The organism is Helicobacter pullorum NCTC 12824 (genome assembly GCF_017979475.1).
GTDB classification, from domain to species: Bacteria; Campylobacterota; Campylobacteria; order Campylobacterales; family Helicobacteraceae; genus Helicobacter_D; species Helicobacter_D pullorum.
Map to the genome: position 1 here is coordinate 122,052 of NZ_JAERIT010000002.1, position 20,210 is coordinate 142,261.

The following is a 20,210-nucleotide window of genomic DNA, read 5'->3' on the forward strand; positions in this document are numbered from 1 at the left end:
TAACTTTATGTTTGGAGAGCTTCAATCGCAACTTTATAGCATTTTACTTGCTGCTATTGCTATCTTAGCTGTTTTAAATCCCTTTGGCAATCTCCCGCAATTTATTGCAATGACAGAAGAGCTAGAGACTTCCCTGCGTCAGAGCCTTTTTCGCAATATCCTTTATACTTCCTTTGTGATTGTGATTATATTTTTGCTTATTGGTCCTTTTATTATGCGGTATCTTTTTAATGTTGATTTAAACGATTTACGCATTGCTGGAGGATTGCTTTTAATCTTAGTTAGTTTAAAAAATCTTCTTTTTGCCTCGCACAAAACTGCCACCCATTATGAAACCACAGACAAAAGCGAACTTTTAAGCCAAAGCATTGTCCCTATGGCATTCCCTATGCTAGTAGGTCCGGGAACTCTCTCAACAGTAATTGTAATTTCAGAAGAAAATGGAGAGATTCTAGCGATTTGTGCAGTCATTGCGGCTTTTATTTTTATGCTTATTTTATTTCATTTTGCAGCCACCATAGAAAGAGTATTAGGCAAACTTGTTTTACATGTTTTATCAAGAATTGCCCTTGTTTTTATTATGGCAATGGGGGTTAAAATGATGATAATAGGGCTTAAAGCAACTTTTTTATAAAGGGGATTCCATAGAATTATTTCACGCGCTCTACCAAGCACTAAATGCCAAAACCTCTCAAGAAAAATGCACCCTAACAAAAGAAATATGGCAAAATTTTAATGCTTTTTCAATCCAGCAAGATACCGAGATTCTTCCTCTTCCTCTACCAACTTTTGCCAATTTCTGCCCCATTGTCCCACCCCACAAAGTCCCTCAAGGCAAATACCTCAAAAACGATTTAAACGCAGCCCACCTTTTGCATTCTATTGCACATATTGAATTTTCTGCTATCGATTTAGCCCTAGATTGTGCTTACCGCTTTAGGAATTTGCCCTTAGAATATTACAAAAATTGGGTGGAAGTCGCATTTCAAGAAGTCAATCATTTTCTATCTTTAGAATCTCTTTTAAACCTTATAGGCTTCAAATATGGCGATTTTGGTGTGCATACTTTGCTTTTTGATTCAATGAAAAATTGCGATGTTTTGCTTGATAGAATCGCACTCATACCAAGAGGAATGGAAGCAGTGGGCTTAGATGTCAATCCTTTTTTGTGTGCCAAAGTCCAAGCAAGTAACCACAATATTAAAAAAGAACTTTTAGAGGTTTTAGAGATAATTTTACAAGAAGAAATTTCTCATGTCTCTAAAGGGAATTTTTGGTTTCATTATTTGTGCGATAAACAAAATATCCCCCACACAAATCATGCCAAAACTTACTTAGAAATCCTCAAAAAATACCATTTTTCTTTCCCCAAAGCCAACTCCTCTTTAAATACTCAAGCAAGAATCCAAGCAGGCTTCACCAAAGAGGAATTAGAAATGCTACAAAATTCTGCCTTCCTCTCCAAAAACCCAAAATAATACTTTATTCAATTTCACTCCAAAACACTTGTAAGGATAATTTATAAAAAGTAATCTTCATTATCGATTGATTTACATTTTTTTGAAATAATTTTCACATTATTTTAGATTTATCCAAAAAAGGAGAAAATATGAAAATTAAAACCTTGCTTTTAGGCACATTGCTTGTTAGTAATGTATTTGCATTTGAAGTAAGCGAACTTCCAAACATTACCGCAAGAGAAACGCCTGATATTTCACAAAACAAAATTTATTCTTTTTATGATTCGATTAAAGAAGCTAAAAAGGGCGTAGTCAATATCTCTACCCAAAAGAAAATAAAAGCTGCAAATATTCAAGGACATCCACTTTTAAATGATCCATTTTTTAAGCAATTCTTTGGAGATGCTTTTGGGGCAATTATCCCAAAAGATAGGATTGAACGCAGTTTAGGAAGTGGAGTTATCATCTCAAGTGATGGTTATATTGTCACAAATAATCATGTTGTTGAAGGCGCAGATAAAATCATCGTAGCTTTGCCAGATACCAATAAAGAATACGAAGCAAAAATCATCGGAAGAGATGAAAAAAGCGATTTGGCTATCATTAAAATCAAAGCAAAAAATCTCCCCTTTTTGAAATTTGCCTCAAGCGATGATTTGCAAGTAGGCGATGTTGTCTTTGCTATTGGGAATCCTTTTGGAGTTGGCGAGAGCGTTACACAAGGGATTATCTCTGCACTTAATAAAAGTGGAATTGGGATAAATGATTATGAAAATTTCATACAAACTGACGCTTCAATCAATCCCGGAAATAGTGGCGGAGCATTGGTAGATAGTCGCGGAGGCTTGATAGGGATTAATACTGCAATTCTTTCTCGCACAGGCGGGAATCATGGTATTGGATTTGCAATCCCCTCTTCAATGGTGAAAAAAATCTCAAAAGCCCTCATTGAAGATGGAGAGATTGAGCGAGGTTACCTTGGCGTTAGTATTCAAGATATTAGCGGTGATTTAAAAGAAGTTTATAAAAACCAAAATGGAGCAGTTGTTATTTCTATCGAAAAAGATTCCCCAGCACAAAAGGGAGGATTAAAGGTGTGGGATTTGATTACAAAAGTCAATGGCAAAGCTATCAAATCCGCAGCCGAACTCAAAAACTACATTGGCACATTTAGCCCAAAAGATAAAGTAACTCTCACTATCTTACGCGACAAAAAAGAACAAACCCTAACCCTATCCCTTACAAAAATCCCAGATTCAAACACTAATGGAGAAAAAGCAGGGGGAATAGATGGGCTTGAAGTCTCCACCCTCACACCTGATATCAAAAATCGCTTTGGTATTCCAAACAATATTCAAGGAGTATTCATCACACAAGTAAAACCAAATAGCAAAGCAGAGGAAATAGGATTTAGCGAGGGAGATATTATTGTCCAAATTGAAAGTTTCGCAATTTTGGATATACAATCTTTCAATCAAGCTATTAATCGCTACAAAGGGCAACCCAAAAGAATGCTAATCAATCGAGGGGGCAGAATCCTAAGCGTTGTGATTAAATAATTCTAACGAGGGATTCCCCCTCCCTTGTTTTTTCTCTTTTTGAAGCGATTGCTCCGCACTTTTTAAATTCCTTTAAATTTTTAGGATTATAATTCCACATTGATTTTCTAACAAGGCTTATTTATGTTTATTTTCAATCCACTCTTTACTATTTTTATCTTGCTTCTTGGCGGATATATGGCAAAGAAAATAGGAGTCCTCAAACAAAAACAATCCAAAATGTTCTTGGATTTTGCAATTCTCTTTGCTCTGCCTTGTTTGATTTTTGACAAAACCTATCATCTCAATTTTGATTTTACCCTTGTTACATTAATCCTAATAGGCTTTCTCTCTTGTATGTTATCAGCAGGTTTTGCGGTAATGCTTGGGAGATTCCTTCAATTCTCCAAAGCAACATTAGTGAGTATGTTTTTGCTTGCAGGATTTGGAAACACACTTTTTATTGGCATTCCTATACTTTCTGGAATCTATGGCGAAAGTTTCATCAGCGAGGCGATTTTTTATGATGCACTAGCAACAGCTATTCCTATTTCAATCATTGGTCCTTTCATACTCTCTTTAGCCAGCAATCAACCTACTAATCTTTTAAGCAATCTCAAAAGAATTCTACTTTTCCCGCCTTTTATTGCACTTATTTTGGGCTTTGTATGCAAACTATTTGTATTGCCTGATTTTATTTTTCAACCTATTATTATTTTTGGGAATTCCGCAACTGCAGTGGCTCTTTTCTCTATTGGTTTGGGATTAGGGTTTAGTGCTATCAAAGCTTCTTATAAGGGAACCATTATCGTAGTTTTATCCAAAACTTTGCTTGCCCCTTTGATTTTTGTTGTGATTTTAAGCTTGCTTGATATAGCCTTCACGCCTCGCGTAATTGCAGCTATTTTAGAATCTTCTATGCCAACAATGACTTTAGCAGGTGCAATGATTATGAAAGCCAAATTAGATTCAAATCTCGCTGTGAGCTCCATAGCTTTTGGGATTCTTTTTTCTTTTGTTTCCATTCCTTTGTTGTGCTATCTTTTGCCTATCTAAACGCAAAATTCTAAAAAGCCCAAAAGACTTTTAGAAATATCCAAATGATATTTCCCTCTTTTTATTTGGAGTTTAAGCCTTTTCAATCATTTTTAAAATCATAATAGAAGCACCAAAGAAAGCAATTAATGCAAATGTAGCACAAAGTATTCCTATCATTCTAACTCCTCAATTTGTTTATCTCATACACTCTTTTACTAAAAATATAAATGAGGCAAAGTGATTCCTAATGCGATAAAATCCTTGTATCAATACAACATTATAATCAAGAATAAATACAAACAAATATCTAAAAGCAAATATCAAAGCTTTAATGGTGTAAATTATAGCTAAAATCACTAAAGCCTTATACACATTAACTTGTATCAATGAATTTGGATTATAAAGAGGTTTATAGAAGTTTGGAAGTAAAGAGGGGAAATAAAGCCAAAGAGGCTTTATTTCTAAAGGATTAGAAGCTATATTTAGCTTCAACCCTAAATCTGTTTCTATCTTGATCATCCTTTGAAGCACCAGATGTTACCATATCATAGCTATTATTCAAGAATGCATAGAATGCAGACAATGTTAATTGTTTGCTGTGTTTCCAGCTAATTGTTGGAGTAATTTCAGTAAATTCTACTTTTTTAATTTTAGTAGCTGTATTTATTACTTTATTATAGGAAATATCATTTTCACCCCAAGCAAATTCAAGACCTACATTTAATCTCTCATCAAGGAAGCTATAATCTACACCTGCATAGAATACATTGATTTCTTGTTCTGTTCCAAATCCTTGGACACCATAACCTCTAAGTGCTGAAGTAGAGATACCTGTCCCAGCGTTTTGCCACCAGATTTTACCTTTTCTTGATACATTGCTTCCTTCATCTTCAAGTGCTACAGCTGTGCCATCTGCGAAGTTTGTAATATAACCCAAAGTAATGTTTAATGGGAGTTGGAAATCATTGCGGAAATCTGCACCCAAATCAATTACAAACATATCATTAGATTCTGCAATATTAGCCTTACCTTTTGTAGACCATGTTGGGCTACCATACAATGTAGCAAATACAGAATCATTGTCATTGTTTAATGCTGCATAAGTGTATTGGAGTTTTGCTCTAAGCAAGCTACCTTGCCAAGAAAGCTCACCAAATACCAACGCATCGACTGCATCATCGATATAGAATCCCCAAAGTTGTCCGCCAAATCTACCATAGTTGGTATCCACACCATAGATACCCGCTAAAGCATAAAGTGGTTTATCAACAGAATTTGTATTTGAAAAAGATGATTCATCACCAACTCCATTATGAATAGCTCCAGTTGTGTCAGCAGCAAAACTATACTCATTAATAGCCCAAGAATCAAATGCAGCAGCTGCTAAAGTAAGGTTTGGAATATCGCTATTGAGTGCTAAGATACCTGTCCCTCTATCACCATCATAAGCGTTAGTTACAGGAGTATCAAGCAATTGCTTACCAATTTTGATTGTAGTTGCTGTGCTATCTGGAGTGATAGTTGCATAAAATTCTCTTACACCAAACTCACCATCAGAACCAGAACCAAGACCTTGACCTAAGAATCCAGCTTGTGGAGTTCCCGTTCCTTTACCATGATTTACATTGTTCTCATTATCATACCATACACCAAAATTTAATGCGATATTATTTACCACTGGTGTTTTGAAATCAGCTACTGCTCTCCATTGATGTCTAGCTTTACTGCCATTCACATCCCCATTTCCATTATCAACTCTATCATCAGTGTAGCGGTATCTCAAATATCCACTAACATCGATTCCTTTGATAGCTTCTTCGAGTGGTTGAGCAAAGCTCGCTGTAGATAATGCACCTAGAGCAACGCTAGCTGCAAGACTTAATTTTAAAAATTTCATTTTAATCTCCTTAAGATTGAATTTCGAAATTACAATCTGATTATACAAAAATTCGCACACAAAAAGCAAGATTTTGAAGCTTTTTGCCAAAAGTTTAGAGTTTTGTATAATAGATATTTTCGCTTAAAGCTTAGAAACTAAACTCAAAGCTAACTAGGATTGTAACATATTAACAATATAAAAGCAAGGTTTTTCTAAAATTCTTTGGGAATTAAACTTCATAAAATGCAATAGTTTTCAAAGAATAAAATATTTAATTGCTAAACATTATTATATTACATAGGGATAAATTATAAATATTTTATAAAATATTCTAGCCATAACCATAAAATAAAACATTTAATTTTGTCATTTAGGTCAATAAAAACGATTTAAATTCTTTTATTGATTAATATTTTGTTTTATTTGAGTATTAGTTATTTTTTACTAGAATTTATTATATTTTGGATGAAAGGACAAAATGGCATACCCTCTAAAGCTAAAAAAGATTTGCCTACCTCACTATTACCACTTAAAACAGCCACAGAGCCTTTTTCTAGCTTGATGGTATCTTCACAAATTACAGAAACATTTTCATCGCTAAAAATTCCCAGCGTAATTGTATCAATCGTGTTTCGTCTAGGCATTTTTATCCTTTGCTCATTTCAATAACTTCAAAAAGTTGTTTTATGATTTTGGGGTGCAAAATCTCTCCACTATGGTGAGGAATAACCATTCTATAAAGCCCTTTTTTATAGATTCTATGGCTACCTTTTTGCCTATCAATCACAAAACCATTTTGCAATAAAAACCTTTCTGCTTCTTTTGCAGTCATTCTTGGAAATTCAGGCATTGGGTAAAACCACAGGAACAATTGAAGTTATTTTGTTTTCAATGGTTCTTTTTTCTTCACTTTTAAGACTTTCTAAATAAAGTTCCCCTGCTTCTTTTATATTAAACAAAGCTTCTTCATAAGTATTTCCTTGTGAAACACAACCTTCAAGCTCTAAAATGCGTGCAAAATACCCATCTTGATCTTTTTCAATGATAACATTCAATAGCATTTGATGTTCCTTACAAAATTTATTGACTTAAATAGAATACTTAGCCGATTTTCATTCAGAAATTGACATAAATAGAATAGTTTTCAAAAGACTATTAAATTTAATACCCAAAATTATAGTAAAAATATTATATGTATATCAATAATTATTCTATGTATGTAAAAATATTTTAAAAACCACTAAAATTGACTTAAATAGAATAGTTTTTGACATAGATATAATAATCCCTAAATATTTTAAATTACATTAAATAATAAATCCGAGAATAATTAACAAACTCACTAAAAATTTACTTGGCTTGGCGAATGTGTCAAGGAATTTGATATTACTGAAATAGGAGAGCAATACAGCCTAAAAGATACTATACAAAGCCTATGTACCAAAGAAATCAACAAACAAGCTAATCATAATAAAGATTTTTCACTAATCAAAAAAAAATGAAAAACAATCCAAAACCACCAAATAATCTTGTGAAAATTTCAAAATTTAAGAATAAATATCAAGTATTTAGATACATAAATCTTACTTACCTCACAACAAAAAGCTTATCAAAGCTTTTTGCTCTTTTCTTCAATCAAACCGCTAAAATTATAAAAATAATTTAGATTCTATTATCGACCAAATTTTGCTATTGTAATTTTTCTTTGAGCAATTCATTCACGCGTGCAGGATTTGCGCCCTTGCTAGCTTTCATCACCTGCCCGACGAAAAATCCAAAGAGCTTATCTTTGCCACTTTTATACTCTGCCACTTTATCGGCATTGGCAGCTAGCACAGATTCTATCACGTTTAAAATCGCTCCATCGTCATTAACTTGGGCTAATCCCATAGAATCTATGAGGCTATCCACATCGCCACCCTTTTGCTCCACTAGCACATCAAGGATTTCCTTAGCACTCTTACCGCTGATTTTGCCCTCATCGATACGCTTGACTAAAGTCGCTAATGTACTAGAATCCACTCCGCAAGTCTGCAAGGTATTCTCGCCCTTTAATCGCCCCAAAAGCTCGGTAGTAAGCCAAGTAACCGCACCCTTCGCACTCGCACCAGATTCAAGCATAGATTCAAAATACCGCGCCATTTCTAGCTCGCTTGTGAGCACGCCCGCATCGCTAGGCTTTATCCCAAACTCCCGCACATACCGCTCACGCTTCTCATCGGGCATTTCAGGGATTTGCCGCCCCTCATTCATAAGAGATTCATCGATATACACTGGCAGCAAATCCGGGTCAGGGAAATACCGATAATCCGCTGCCTCTTCCTTGCCTCTCATAGATCGCGTTACACCCTTAGCAGTATCAAATAGCCGCGTTTCTTGCACGACTTCTGTTTCATATTTGCCATCTTCCCATGCCTCGATTTGTCGCTCCACCTCGTATTCAATGGCTTTTTGGATAAATTTAAACGAGTTTAGATTTTTAATCTCCACGCGAGTATAAAGTTTAGAATCTCCTTTGGGGCGGATTGAGACATTCGCATCGCAGCGGAAGCTCCCCTCTTGCATATTTGCATCGCTAATATCCAAAAATCGCACAATAGAATGCAGCTTCTTAAGATAGGCAATCGCCTCATCACTACTACGCATATCCGGCTCACTGACAATCTCTAGCAATGGCGTGCAGGCACGATTCAAATCCACCTTAGAATACTCGCTCTCATGGATATTTTTACCCGCATCTTCCTCCATATGTGCGCGTGTAACGCCGATAGTCTTTTTCTCGCCATTCACTTCGATTTCGATATTGCCCCGCCCCACTATTGGAATCTCAAACTGGCTTATTTGATAGGCTTTGGGCAAGTCTGGATAAAAGTAGTTTTTACGCGCAAAGATAGAGTTTTGGTTGATTTGTGCATTAATCGCCGTGCCAAAGGCAATCGCCTTTTTGACCACTTCGCGATTTAGCACCGGCAACGCACCGGGCAATCCTAGGCAGGTGGGGCAAACATTGGTATTAGGCTCTGCCCCAAAGCTCGTGGCACACGAACAAAAGATTTTGGTTTTAGTATTTAGCTGGACATGCACTTCTAGTCCGATGATTGTCTCAAAAGCACTCATAGAATATTCCTAAAAAATTTTTATGGAATTTTAGCAATCTTTGGCTTAAAAAAATGGCTATTGTATCTTGTAAATCATAGAGTATCAAAGATACTTAGAATCTCCGCCCAAAAAGGCTTAAATTTATAACACAAACTTGCTCTTGCAAAACAAATTATTTTGTAAGATTTAATCATTTTGTAAATCACCCACTTAAGAGATTCCCAACTAAATCTAAGCAAACAAAGGGCTTGTTTATAAAGGCTAGTTCCTAACCCAAACAAGTTTTAAGTTTGATTAGATTGCTATTTTGCAAAACTAAAATAATTATTTGAGTAAGAAAATTATGCAAAAACTTAACCACCAAAATGACAATAGGCAATTCATCTCTTACTTAAAAAAGTAAGAGTTTCTTGCCCAAGGTTTGATAAAAATTTCAAAATTGCTTTTTAGATTACAATCTCCCGCTTACCTGCTCTTTTGGTAAAATGCCCTTTAAATCATACACGATTGTTTTGCCCTTATGGCTAAAATCAAGCCCTTTAAATTCCTCATGTGCCACTGCTACAATCACCGCTGCATATTCTTGAAGTTTGAAATCTTTAGAATCTTTTAACTCCAACCCATATTCATGCTTCACTTCCTCTTTATCTGCCCAAGGATCAAAAATCTCTACACAACAATCAAAATCTTTTAATTCTTTGACAATATCCACAACGCGAGAATTACGAATATCAGGACAATTTTCTTTAAAAGTGATTCCCAAAATTGCTACTTTACTTCCCACAATTTGATGTGCGTTTTTGATCATTAGCTTAATGACTTTATTTGCCACCACAACGCCCATATTATCATTGATATGTCGCCCTGCTAGAATCACTTGAGAATGATAGCCTAGAGATTCTGCCTTGTGTGTGAGATAATAAGGATCTACACTAATACAATGCCCCCCTACAAGCCCCGGGCGGAATGGCAAGAAATTCCACTTCGTCCCTGCTGCTTCTAATACATCTAATGTATCAATTCCCATTTTATCAAAAATCAAAGCAAGCTCATTTACAAAAGCGATGTTAATATCTCTTTGTGAATTTTCAATTACCTTTGCTGCTTCTGCTACTTTGATACTTGATGCCTTGTGTGTGCCTGCTGTGATAATACTTGCATAAAGTGCATTAACCTCATCAGCAATTTGCGGAGTAGAACCACTTGTAACCTTTTTGATACTTGGCAATCGATGCTGTTTATCGCCCGGATTAATCCGCTCTGGGGAATATCCACAAAAGAAATCGACATTAAACTTCAATCCACTCTCACGCTCCAAAATCGGCACACAATCTTCTTCTGTGCAACCCGGATAAACTGTGCTTTCATAAATTACAATATCTCCCTTTTTTAATACCTTGCCCACACTGCTAGAAGCTTTTAGGAGTGGAGTTAAATCTGGCTTATTGTATTGATCAATAGGCGTTGGCACAGTTACGATATAAATTTGTGCTGCTCTTAAATCTTCCAAATTCGTTGTAAAATTTAGATTTTTTGCACTTTGCAATTCGTCTTTTTCTACTTCCAAAGTTCTATCATAGCCCTTTTTAAGCTCATCGATTCTTTGTTTAAAAATATCAAAACCAATTACATTATATTTTTTGCCAAACTCTACGGCTAATGGCAATCCCACATAACCAAGTCCAATAACTGCTAAAGTTTTCATAGAATCTTCCTTATATTCTAAAATAAATCAAACGCTATTTTACTTTGTTTGCAATAAATAAACTCTAAAAATTTAAAACTTTACTAAAAATTAAAAAACTTCATACAAAGTTTGTTTTATAATTATAGATTACAAAATCATTAAAATTTTCAAAGGTTCTTATGTTAAAACAATTAAAAGCGATTCTTTTACACAAAGATAGAATTTACATTTATTTTTTGCTTTTTTTCTCTTTAATCGTTTCCCTTATTGAATTAGTTGGAATCTCTGCTATTGCCCCTTTTATCTCTGTGGCAAGCGATTTTTCACTCATAGAATCCAAACCCTATTATGCTTACTTCTATCATCTTTTTAATTTCTCTAGCCCTTATGATTTTGTTGTATTTTTTGGGATTGCTCTTTTGTTTTTTTATCTTTTTAGAAGTATTATTAACCTCATCTATCAACATTTTTTGGCTCGTTTTACCTTTGGGCGATACCATTTGATTGTAGGGAGGCTATTTGTAAATTATTTGGGTATGAATTATCAAGATTTTATTACCAAAAATACCAGCTATCTAACCAAAACCATCACCACAGAAGCCCATAATTTCACAATCTTGCTTGCTGCAATTTTATTTATGACTTCAGAGGTTTTTGTGGTGCTTTTCATCTATGGAACGCTTTTGTTTGTAAATTTCAAAATCACTTTGGGATTGACTTTAATGCTTGGAATTTTTGGCTTTTTGATGAGCAAAATCGTCTCTCAAAAAATCAAAAAACAAGGAAAGCAAAAAGAATTTTATCAAAAAAGCTTTTTTCAAAGCATTGCAAATAGTTTTGGAAATTATAAAATCATCAAACTCCAAAGCAATGATGAATCTATTTTAAATAATTTTACACAAAGCTCTTGGGGATACTCTCTTGCTAATATCAAAAACCAAACTTTCTTCCATATTCCGAGACTTTTATTAGAGGCTATTGGCTTTTGTATGATGATTGCAGTTGTGCTTTATCTTTTTATTACTGATGGCAAAAATATGAATGCTTATCTACCTTTGCTTTCTATGTATGTTTTGGCACTTTATCGTCTTTTGCCCTCTATCAATAGAATCTTAGATTCTTATAATAAAATCCTTTTTAATTTTCGCTCTTTGGAGATTATTTACAAAGATATTCAAATGCAAACCAAAAATCTCGGGAAAGATAAAATCAACTTTGAAGATAAAATCACACTCCACAATATTTGCTTTGGTTATACAAAAGATAAGAAAGTGTTAGAAAATGTCAATTTGACTATCAAAAAAGGTGCTAAAGTCGCTTTTGTCGGAGAATCTGGGAGTGGAAAAAGCACCTTAGTGGATATTATTATTAGCCTTTTAGAACCTTGTAGTGGGGAAATTTATATTGATACTACCAAGCTTAGTGATAAGAATCTCAAAAGTTGGCGTCAAAAGATTGGATATATTCCACAAAATGTTTATCTTTTTGATGGTAATGTCGCTGATAATGTTGTATTTGGTAGAGATTTTGACGAAAAAAGAATCATTGAATGTTTGAAGCTTGCTAATATTTATGAATTTTTAGAAACCAAAGAAGGAATTTATACTCAAGTTGGAGATAGTGGAATCTCTCTAAGTGGAGGACAAAAACAAAGAATTGCAATTGCTAGAGCATTGTATGGTAAGCCTGAAATTCTTGTGCTAGATGAAGCCACAAGTGCATTAGATAACAAAACCGAACAAAAAATTATGGACGAAATTTATCAAATTTCCTCTAATAAAACCCTACTAATTATCGCTCACCGCTTAAGCACTATTCAAAAATGCGATATAATTTACCAAATCACAAAAGGAATCCCAAAAGAGATAAAATACGATGATTTACACTAAAGCTCTAAAAAGGTAAAGTTTATGGAAAATGCGGATACTACTCTCCCAAAGGTGAGCGTAATACTCACAACATTTAATAGGGAATATTTTTTTACAGAAGCAATTGAGAGTATTTTGGAGCAAGATTATCCTAATTTAGAAATTATCATCAGCGATGATGGCTCTAGCGATAATACTTTTGCTTTTGCCTGTGAATATGCCAAAGATCACCCCTGTATCAAGGTTGTTCAAAACACACATTCCAAAGGCTCGGCAGGAAATCGCAATAATGGCTTAGATTATGCAAGTGGGGATTTGGTTTTGCTTTTAGATGATGATGATTTGCTATTTAAAGAGGCAATTTCCCAAATGGTAGAGATTTATTTACAATTTAACAAACATTATGGAATCATCATGGCAAACTGCACAAGAAGTGATGATGGCTTTCTTTCTGGCAAAGGCATCAATGAAACGCGTGAAATTTCTTTTCAAGAAGTTTTGTGTGGCAAATTACAAGGGGAGTTTATTACGCTTTTTGAGAGAAGATTGCTAGGCACGCGTCGCTTCAATGAGAATCTAAAACGCGGAAATATGGGGCTTTTGTGGCTTAGAATGCACAAACAAAGCCCCTGTTTTTATCTACATCGCCCTTTGAAATTCTATCGAATCCACGCCGAATCCCTTACCCAAAATATGAAATACCAACCCCTTGAAATGGTAAAAAACTACGAACAAGATATTTTACTTTTTTATAAAGAACGCAAAGAATCTTGCCCCAAACACCTTGCTAATTTATGTGTAACTGCCGCCCTACTTTATAAACAAGGCGGAGATAATAAACATGCACTTAAAAAAATCTTTCAAAGTTTTTTGATTTATCCAAATTTCAAAGCTCTAGGAACCTTATTTTACCTCTTTTTACCAAAATCTTTTATCCCCAAACTCAATGTCCGACAAAGAGTTGAAAAATGAAAAAAATTAAAATACTTTTGGTTATCCGCTCTCTTTTTATTGGGGGTGCTGAAAGACAATGGGTTTTACTTGCAAAAGGTTTGGCACAAACACAAGAAGTGGAATTGTTGCTTTGCACTTTTTATCAAGGCGGACAATTAGAAAATGAGATTGCTGGGATTCCACATATTTGCCTCCATAAAAAAGGCAAGGGAGATTTTCTTTTTTTGTGGCGTTATCGTCAAATCATCAAAAGTTTTAATCCCTCTTGCATCTATGCCTTTATGCCTGATTCTAATCTTTTTAGTCTTTTTGCAAGTGCTTCTTTGAAAATTCCTGTAATTTGGGGATTTAGGTCAAGCAATATTGAAATAAAAAATCTATCTCTTTTTTCTAAACTTTATTTTTACGCCCAAAAACTCTTTAGCTCCAAAGCCGCAGCAATTATTTGCAATTCTAATCATGCAATTGATTTTTATCAAAATATGGGCTATTGCATGCAAAAAGCAAAAGTTATTTACAATGGAATTGATACACAATACTTTACCCCTCAAGATTCTAACCACCTAAAAAAAACTCTTGATATCCTGCAAGATTCTTTTGTTTTTGGAATCTCTGCAAGAATGGACAAAGTCAAAGATTATCCACTTTTGGCAAAAGGAGCTAGAGAGATTCTCTCTAAAAATCCAAAGGTTATTTTTATCGCTATTGGCAAAATTAATCCAGAAATTCTACAAGAATGCAAAAATATTTTAGGGGAATACCAAAAAAGATTCTTATTTCTAGGTATTCAAAAAGAAGTGGAGCAATTTTATTCCCTTTTTGATTGCATTATTTCTACTTCTTATACAGAAAGTTTTTCAAACTCAATTGCTGAAGCGATGGCGTGTGAGTGCATACCTCTTGTAAGCGATGCGGGCGAGAGCAAAGTTATTGCAAATTTTGGGCAAAGTTATTCTTATATTTTCCCCCCAAAAGATTTGCAAAGTTTTTGTGCAGGTTTGGAATCTGTTTTGAATTTAGAAAAAGATAAATTACAAACTGCCCAAAAAAATGCAAGATTGCATATCCTCAATAATTTTTCTGTTGAAAAAATGGTAAAAGATACTTTAGAGGTGCTAAAAAAATGTCTTTAGTGATTTTAATTTATTCTCTAGGACCCGGTGGAGCAGAAAGAATCACTTCTTTGCTTTTAGAATCCCTTAGCAAAAAATACAAAATTACTTTGGTTTTATTAGAGGATATTTGCCACTATGAAATCCCAAATAATGTCCAAAAAATTGTTCTTGGAAAAAATAATTTAAAAGAAAGCGGTTTAAAAAAGCTTTTAAAACTCCCTATTTTAGCCTATCAATACTCAAAAATTATCCATAATGCCACGCATTCTTTTTCGCTAATGACTAGACCTAATTATATTAATATCCTCGCTTCCTTTTTAGCCAAAAAGCCCAAAATATTCATCTCAGAACGCTCCTATCCTAGCAAACAATATGGCTATGAAAACTTACAATCTAAAATCAATCGCTTTTTAATCCAAACACTTTACAAAAAAGCCTACAAAATTTCAGCCAACTCCCCTCAAAACCTACAAGATTTAATCAATAACTTCAAAATCTCTCCCCAAAAACTCACCCTGCTCCCAAACCTTTTTTGTTTGACAAAAATTCACACATTAAGCCAAGAAAACACTCCACTAAAACAAAAAATTCTTGAAAAAAAACGCGAGGGAAAAATAATTTTTATTAGCATAGGAAGATTAGATAAAGGCAAAAACCATCATCTACTCATTGAATCTTTCAAAAAATTAAATACCCCAAATATCCATTTATTTATCATCGGTCAAGGCGAGCTAGAAAATACCCTAAACACACAAATTAAAGATGCCAATTTAGAGGATACAATCACACTTTTAGGGGCAACTACCAATCCTTATGCTCCATTAAGCTGTGCTAACTTCTTTCTTTTTGCTTCCAACCATGAGGGATTCCCCAATGTTTTAGTAGAATCCCTAAGCCTAAGAATCCCCATTATCACAACAGATTGTGCTCCTGATATGATTTTAGAATGCCATCAAAGCTTAAAGAATTTCAAAATCGGAAAATGTGGAATCACAACTCCACTCAATAATTCCCAAATTATGGCAGAAGCGATTGAATGGGCACTTGCTAACCCAAACTATTTTTCAAAAGAAAATCTACTCCATCAAGCACAAAAATTTGATATTAGCCACCAACTCCCACTTTATCAAAAATGGCTAGAACTTCCATAAAATAAAATGAATTTTATCCCATTATTCCAAAGTTTTGCTATAATCAATGAAATGTTTATTTTGATTTTGAGGATTCAATGACAGGTTTTTTAATCGCTTTTAACGCCAAAACTCGTCAAGGCAAGATAGAACAAGCACACAACAAACGCCACTATGAATTTGATTTGAAAGTATGGCAAGGGAGATTAGATGAGCTTGCACCTAATATAGAAGTAGAATTTGAACTCTCAAATACCAAAGAAGTGCTTTTTGTGAAACCAAAATCAATCTTTGCTAATGAAAATTTTACAATCCAACAAACCAAAAGTATTAAAGATTGTATTTATGATTATTTTGGAGGTGTAGAAAACCTCATTAAGCGTTACCAAAAGGCAATCCAATCTAATAAAGAGCTTGATTTTTTGCGTATCAAGCGTTTCTTATTTACCGCTTATAATGATCTTTTTGAACTTGATAGCACGATACCAAACTTAGCCCTAAGCAATCTCAAATCCGAGTTAGCTTCCCTAGATAATGCCTTTGAATCCTTTAGCAAAAAAGCCTCCTATCCACCTCAATACTCTTATGAAAAAATCTTCTTATCTAAGCAAATCCAATACACCAAAAACCAAGAATTAATCCAAACTACACATTCAATTATCAAAAGTGCTTCAATCCAGCAAGCCTCTATGGGGAAAACACTCAAAGAAATGGAAGAAAGATTTGCCAATCGCAGAGATTTAAATTCCCCTGATTATCTTCAAACCCAAACTAGCCTAAAAAGCTTCCGCAAACGCTATGTTGATTTACTCCACTATCTTTCTTCCCAAAAAGAAAAATTAGCAAAAATCACCAAAGCTGGAGAGCAATTTGAAGAGCAATTTTATGAGCCTTTTTTAAAAAGCTATCTTCCTTTTTCTAAAGAACTCAAAAATGATTTTATAAAAATTTTGAATTCAAAAGCGTATGAGCTAGATTGTTTATTGTGGCAGAGAGCCAAACAAAGCCTAAGTGTAAGAAGATTCTTCATAGAAGCTGGAATCACTGGCACTTATAGCTCTAAGACTTTTTTAAAATACTTCTTAAAAAGCCTTGATAGAAGCAAAATTCGCCAAGAAACTAAATCACTTTTTGATTTATTAAAATATCTTGAAACTTTTTCTAAAAAAAATATTTTGCTTATCCAAAAATCTGTTGATGATAGCAAACGCTACAAAGAATATCTAAAAAACTTTGACAATGATTTAAATATTACTACCTCTAATCACCCTAAAGAAATTCTTGATTCACCCAAAAACACACATTATGATGTAATTGTAATGGAATGGGAAATTGATGATGTGTGTATTTTGGATTTTATCCAAAGCTATCAAAAAATTTTTAACACAAAAGAGAAAACTTATTTTTGTGCAATTATCCCTAAAAATCTCGATAATTCGCTTATACAAGAAGCCAAGAAATCCCAGATTCAATATCTCATTTATCGCAATAACACAGAACAATTTATTGATATGATGCGTATGATTTTATAAAATGTAATAGAAAAATTTGCTACAATAGCAAAATATTTTCCACAATTTTTATTTAGGATATTTCAAAATGACTTTTAATTCTATTTTGGATACAATTCAAACCTATGAAGCAGGCAAGCCAATAGAGCTTGTTGTAAGGGAGTTTGGCATTGCCCCACAAGATATTGTAAAACTAGCCTCCAATGAAAATCCTCTAGGAGCTAGCAAAAAAGCCATAGAAGCAATCACAAACAACGCTAGAAATGCACATTTATATCCAGATGATTCGATGTTTGCACTCAAAGAAGGATTAAGTCAGTATTTTAATGTTAGCCAACAAGAAATTATTATCGGTTCTGGAAGTGATCAGATTATAGAATTTTGTATCCATGCAAAAGCGCATTCTAACAGCAAAGTCTTAATGGCAAAAATCACTTTTGCAATGTATGAAATTTATTCTAAAACCACAGGAGCAACTATCCTTAAAACACAAAGCCAATCTCACAATTTAGATGAGTTTTTGGAAATATATAAGGCACATAAGCCTTCTGTGATTTTTCTTTGTATTCCTAATAATCCTTTGGGGGATTGCCTAGATAAAACCGAAGTTTTTAAATTTTTAAAAGAAATCGATAATGATACTCTTGTAATCATTGATGGTGCTTATCAAGAATATGCCAAAGCAAAAGATTCTAAAAAGGCTATTTGCCCAAAAGAATTAATCAACACTTTCCCCAATACAATTTATCTTGGCACATTCTCAAAAGCCTATGGACTAGGCGGAATGCGTATTGGCTATGGGATTGCAAAACCAAATATCATTCAAGCACTCTCCAAATTGCGACCACCTTTTAATATCACCACACCTTCTTTAGCTGCAGCCATTGAAGCACTAAAGGATCAAGAACATATCCAAAAAACAACCCAAAATAACCTAGAACAAATGGCTTATTATGAATCTTTTGCAAAAGAAAAAGGGATTAATTACATTCCTTCTTATGCAAATTTCATCACTTATCTTTTTGAAGCACCATTAAACTCAAGTGAAATTGCAGATTACCTTCTCAAAAAAGGTATGATTATACGCAATCTTGCTTCTTATGGATTAAATGCTATCCGCATCACCATAGGAACAAAAAATCAAAACGAAAAATTCTTTACACTTTTAAATGAATTTTTAGAACAAAAATAGGTGTTAAACATTGGATTTAAAAGCTTTATTTGAACAAATAAGAAATCTTTATAAACGCCTTAATAAAAAACAAAAAATTGTTATTTTGGCAACTATTGTAGCAATTGTTGGTTTCATTTCTGCTTTGATTGTATGGAATTCTATCAATAATAAAGCAGGTGTATTGTATCCGGGGTATGCAGTTTTATTTGAAGGTGTCAGCCCAGAAGATGGAGCACTTATTATCCAGCAGCTTCAGCAAGATAAAATCCCCTATAAAATCCCCAAAGACAATACTATTCTTATTCCACAAGAATTAGTTTATGAAGAGCGTATGAAACTTGCTAGCAATGGAATCCCAAAAAGCAGCAAGGTGGGCTTTGAAATTTTTGATACGCAAGATTTTGGTGCAACAGATTTTGACCAACGCATTAAATATTTAAGAGCAATTGAAGGGGAGCTTGCAAGGACTATTGAGAGTTTATCTCCCATTCAAAAAGCTACCGTGCATATTGCACAGCCCGAAAAAAGTGTATTTGTTAGCGAACAAACTCCACCCACTGCCTCTGTTGTCCTTGCTTTTAAACCAGCACAAACACTTACTCCCAAGCAAATTTCAGGGATTAAAAATATTGTTTCTTCTGCTATACCTAATCTTACAATAGAAAATGTTGAAGTTGTCAATGAAAAAGGTGAGCCTTTAAGCGAATTAGATGAGCTTGGTGGTGCTAGAGAATTAGCAGCAGCTCAATTAAGATATAAAAGCAATTTTGAACAATCTTTAGAAGAAAAAATTATCAATATCTTAGCTCCAATTACAGGTGGCAAAGAAGGGGTTGTAGCCAAAGTTACAGCGGAATTTGATTTTGCACAAAAAGAAAGCACGCAAGAATATTATGACCCTAATAATGTAGTGCGTAGCGAACAAAATCTCGAAGAAAGCAGAGAAGGTGCTAAACCCAAAGAAATAGGTGGCGTTCCGGGCGTAGTTAGCAATATCGGACCGGTGCAAGGGCTAGAAAATGAAGATGCTAAAGAAAAATATGAAAAATCCCAAACAACCACTAATTATGAGGTAAGTAAAACAATTTCTAATATCAAAGGAGAATTTGCAACTATTAGACGCTTATCTGCTGCAGTTGTAGTCGATGGGAAATACCAAAAACAGCTTGATAACAACGGAGTAGAACAACTAGAATATATCGCACTCAATCAGCAAGAAATGGAGCAAATTACAGCTCTTGTTAGACAGGCTATTGGTTATAATCAACAAAGAGGCGATGAAGTTTCTGTAAGTAATTTTCAACTCAATGGGCAAATTTCTGGTTTCAAAGCAAGAACTCCACTTGAGAGATTCTTAGAAACCTCTCAAGAATTGCTTACCCCTTTTATGCCACTCTTAAAATATGTAGTAGTGGGGATTATCTTATTTTTATTCTATAAAAAAGTCATCGTTCCCTTTAGTGAAAGAATGCTTGAAGCAAAAGCTGATGAGGAAGAAGAGATTGAATCTCTACTAAAAATTGAAGATGAAGAAGAAGAAAATACCGATAAACTCAATGAAGTTAAGCGACGCATTGAAGATCAGCTTGGATTTAGCAACAATAACGAAGATGAAGTCAAATATAGCGTTCTTTTAGAAAAAATCAAAGAATTAGCACAAGAAAAACCAACTGATTTAGCTAATCTATTCCAAACTCTTGTTCATGATGAATTAGGGATTGATAATATCAGTAGCCCATCAAAAGGAGGAAGATAAT

The 20,210-nt window shown here is 34.1% G+C and carries 17 protein-coding genes; 11 read left to right on the forward strand and 6 right to left on the reverse strand.

Annotated features, from left to right (window positions below):
* The first annotated feature begins 7 nt into the window (after positions 1-7).
* The 4 genes from JJQ98_RS02045 (at position 8) to JJQ98_RS02060 (ending at position 4,054) form a co-directional block, all read left to right on the forward strand.
* Positions 8-634 (forward strand): MarC family protein, encoded by a 627-nt coding sequence (locus JJQ98_RS02045; protein WP_060661027.1) that lies wholly within the window; start codon positions 8-10, stop codon positions 632-634.
* Positions 635-719: 85 nt separating this feature from the next.
* On the forward strand, positions 720-1,478 hold the full coding sequence (locus JJQ98_RS02050; protein ID WP_345719223.1) for a ferritin-like domain-containing protein: 759 nt from the start codon (positions 720-722) through the stop codon (positions 1,476-1,478).
* A gap of 131 nt (positions 1,479-1,609) precedes the next feature.
* The gene (locus JJQ98_RS02055) at positions 1,610-3,019 is read left to right on the forward strand and encodes a DegQ family serine endoprotease (RefSeq protein ID WP_005020698.1); all 1,410 of its coding nucleotides are present in this window, start codon (positions 1,610-1,612) and stop codon (positions 3,017-3,019) included.
* A gap of 123 nt (positions 3,020-3,142) precedes the next feature.
* Positions 3,143-4,054, forward strand: a complete 912-nt coding sequence (locus JJQ98_RS02060; RefSeq protein ID WP_065831168.1) for an AEC family transporter — start codon at positions 3,143-3,145, stop codon at positions 4,052-4,054.
* Between the two features lie 451 nt (positions 4,055-4,505).
* On the opposite strand, the gene JJQ98_RS02065 is transcribed toward JJQ98_RS02060, so the two are convergent.
* The 6 genes from JJQ98_RS02065 to tviB all read right to left on the reverse strand — a co-directional run bounded on the left by JJQ98_RS02065 (position 4,506) and on the right by tviB (position 10,719).
* Positions 4,506-5,933 (reverse strand): major outer membrane protein, encoded by a 1,428-nt coding sequence (locus tag JJQ98_RS02065; RefSeq protein WP_151104683.1) that lies wholly within the window; start codon positions 5,931-5,933, stop codon positions 4,506-4,508.
* 416 nt (positions 5,934-6,349) lie between these two features.
* Entirely contained in the window at positions 6,350-6,559 is a 210-nt protein-coding gene (locus tag JJQ98_RS02070; protein ID WP_151104684.1) for a hypothetical protein, read from the reverse strand.
* Between the two features lie 2 nt (positions 6,560-6,561).
* Positions 6,562-6,765, reverse strand: a complete 204-nt coding sequence (locus JJQ98_RS02075; RefSeq protein ID WP_054194764.1) for a type II toxin-antitoxin system HicA family toxin — start codon at positions 6,763-6,765, stop codon at positions 6,562-6,564.
* Positions 6,758-6,976, reverse strand: a complete 219-nt coding sequence (locus JJQ98_RS02080; RefSeq protein WP_054194763.1) for a type II toxin-antitoxin system HicB family antitoxin — start codon at positions 6,974-6,976, stop codon at positions 6,758-6,760. The genes JJQ98_RS02075 and JJQ98_RS02080 overlap by 8 nt, the downstream gene beginning before the upstream one ends.
* 628 nt (positions 6,977-7,604) lie before the next feature.
* Positions 7,605-9,032, reverse strand: coding sequence for an Asp-tRNA(Asn)/Glu-tRNA(Gln) amidotransferase subunit GatB (gatB, locus tag JJQ98_RS02085; RefSeq protein WP_151104685.1), 1,428 nt, complete (start codon positions 9,030-9,032; stop codon positions 7,605-7,607).
* 433 nt (positions 9,033-9,465) lie between these two features.
* Positions 9,466-10,719 (reverse strand): Vi polysaccharide biosynthesis UDP-N-acetylglucosamine C-6 dehydrogenase TviB, encoded by a 1,254-nt coding sequence (tviB, locus tag JJQ98_RS02090; RefSeq protein WP_005020686.1) that lies wholly within the window; start codon positions 10,717-10,719, stop codon positions 9,466-9,468.
* A gap of 161 nt (positions 10,720-10,880) precedes the next feature.
* Here tviB and JJQ98_RS02095 point away from each other — a divergent pair, with 161 nt between their 5' ends.
* The 7 genes from JJQ98_RS02095 (at position 10,881) to fliF (ending at position 20,209) form a co-directional block, all read left to right on the forward strand.
* Entirely contained in the window at positions 10,881-12,590 is a 1,710-nt protein-coding gene (locus JJQ98_RS02095) for an ABC transporter ATP-binding protein/permease (protein WP_151104686.1), read from the forward strand.
* Between the two features lie 21 nt (positions 12,591-12,611).
* Positions 12,612-13,541 (forward strand): glycosyltransferase family 2 protein, encoded by a 930-nt coding sequence (locus JJQ98_RS02100; protein ID WP_151104687.1) that lies wholly within the window; start codon positions 12,612-12,614, stop codon positions 13,539-13,541.
* Positions 13,538-14,656, forward strand: coding sequence for a glycosyltransferase (locus JJQ98_RS02105; protein ID WP_151104688.1), 1,119 nt, complete (start codon positions 13,538-13,540; stop codon positions 14,654-14,656). Before JJQ98_RS02100 ends, JJQ98_RS02105 begins: the two co-directional genes overlap by 4 nt.
* Complete coding sequence (locus JJQ98_RS02110) at positions 14,647-15,789, forward strand: glycosyltransferase (protein ID WP_151104689.1); 1,143 nt, start codon at positions 14,647-14,649, stop codon at positions 15,787-15,789. Before JJQ98_RS02105 ends, JJQ98_RS02110 begins: the two co-directional genes overlap by 10 nt.
* Positions 15,790-15,866: 77 nt before the next feature.
* Positions 15,867-17,300 (forward strand): hypothetical protein, encoded by a 1,434-nt coding sequence (locus JJQ98_RS02115; protein ID WP_151104690.1) that lies wholly within the window; start codon positions 15,867-15,869, stop codon positions 17,298-17,300.
* A gap of 67 nt (positions 17,301-17,367) precedes the next feature.
* The gene (gene hisC / locus JJQ98_RS02120; RefSeq protein ID WP_151104691.1) at positions 17,368-18,471 is read left to right on the forward strand and encodes a histidinol-phosphate transaminase; all 1,104 of its coding nucleotides are present in this window, start codon (positions 17,368-17,370) and stop codon (positions 18,469-18,471) included.
* A 10-nt stretch (positions 18,472-18,481) separates the two neighbouring features.
* The gene (fliF, locus tag JJQ98_RS02125) at positions 18,482-20,209 is read left to right on the forward strand and encodes a flagellar basal-body MS-ring/collar protein FliF (RefSeq protein ID WP_005020675.1); all 1,728 of its coding nucleotides are present in this window, start codon (positions 18,482-18,484) and stop codon (positions 20,207-20,209) included.
* The last annotated feature ends 1 nt before the right edge of the window (position 20,210 follow it).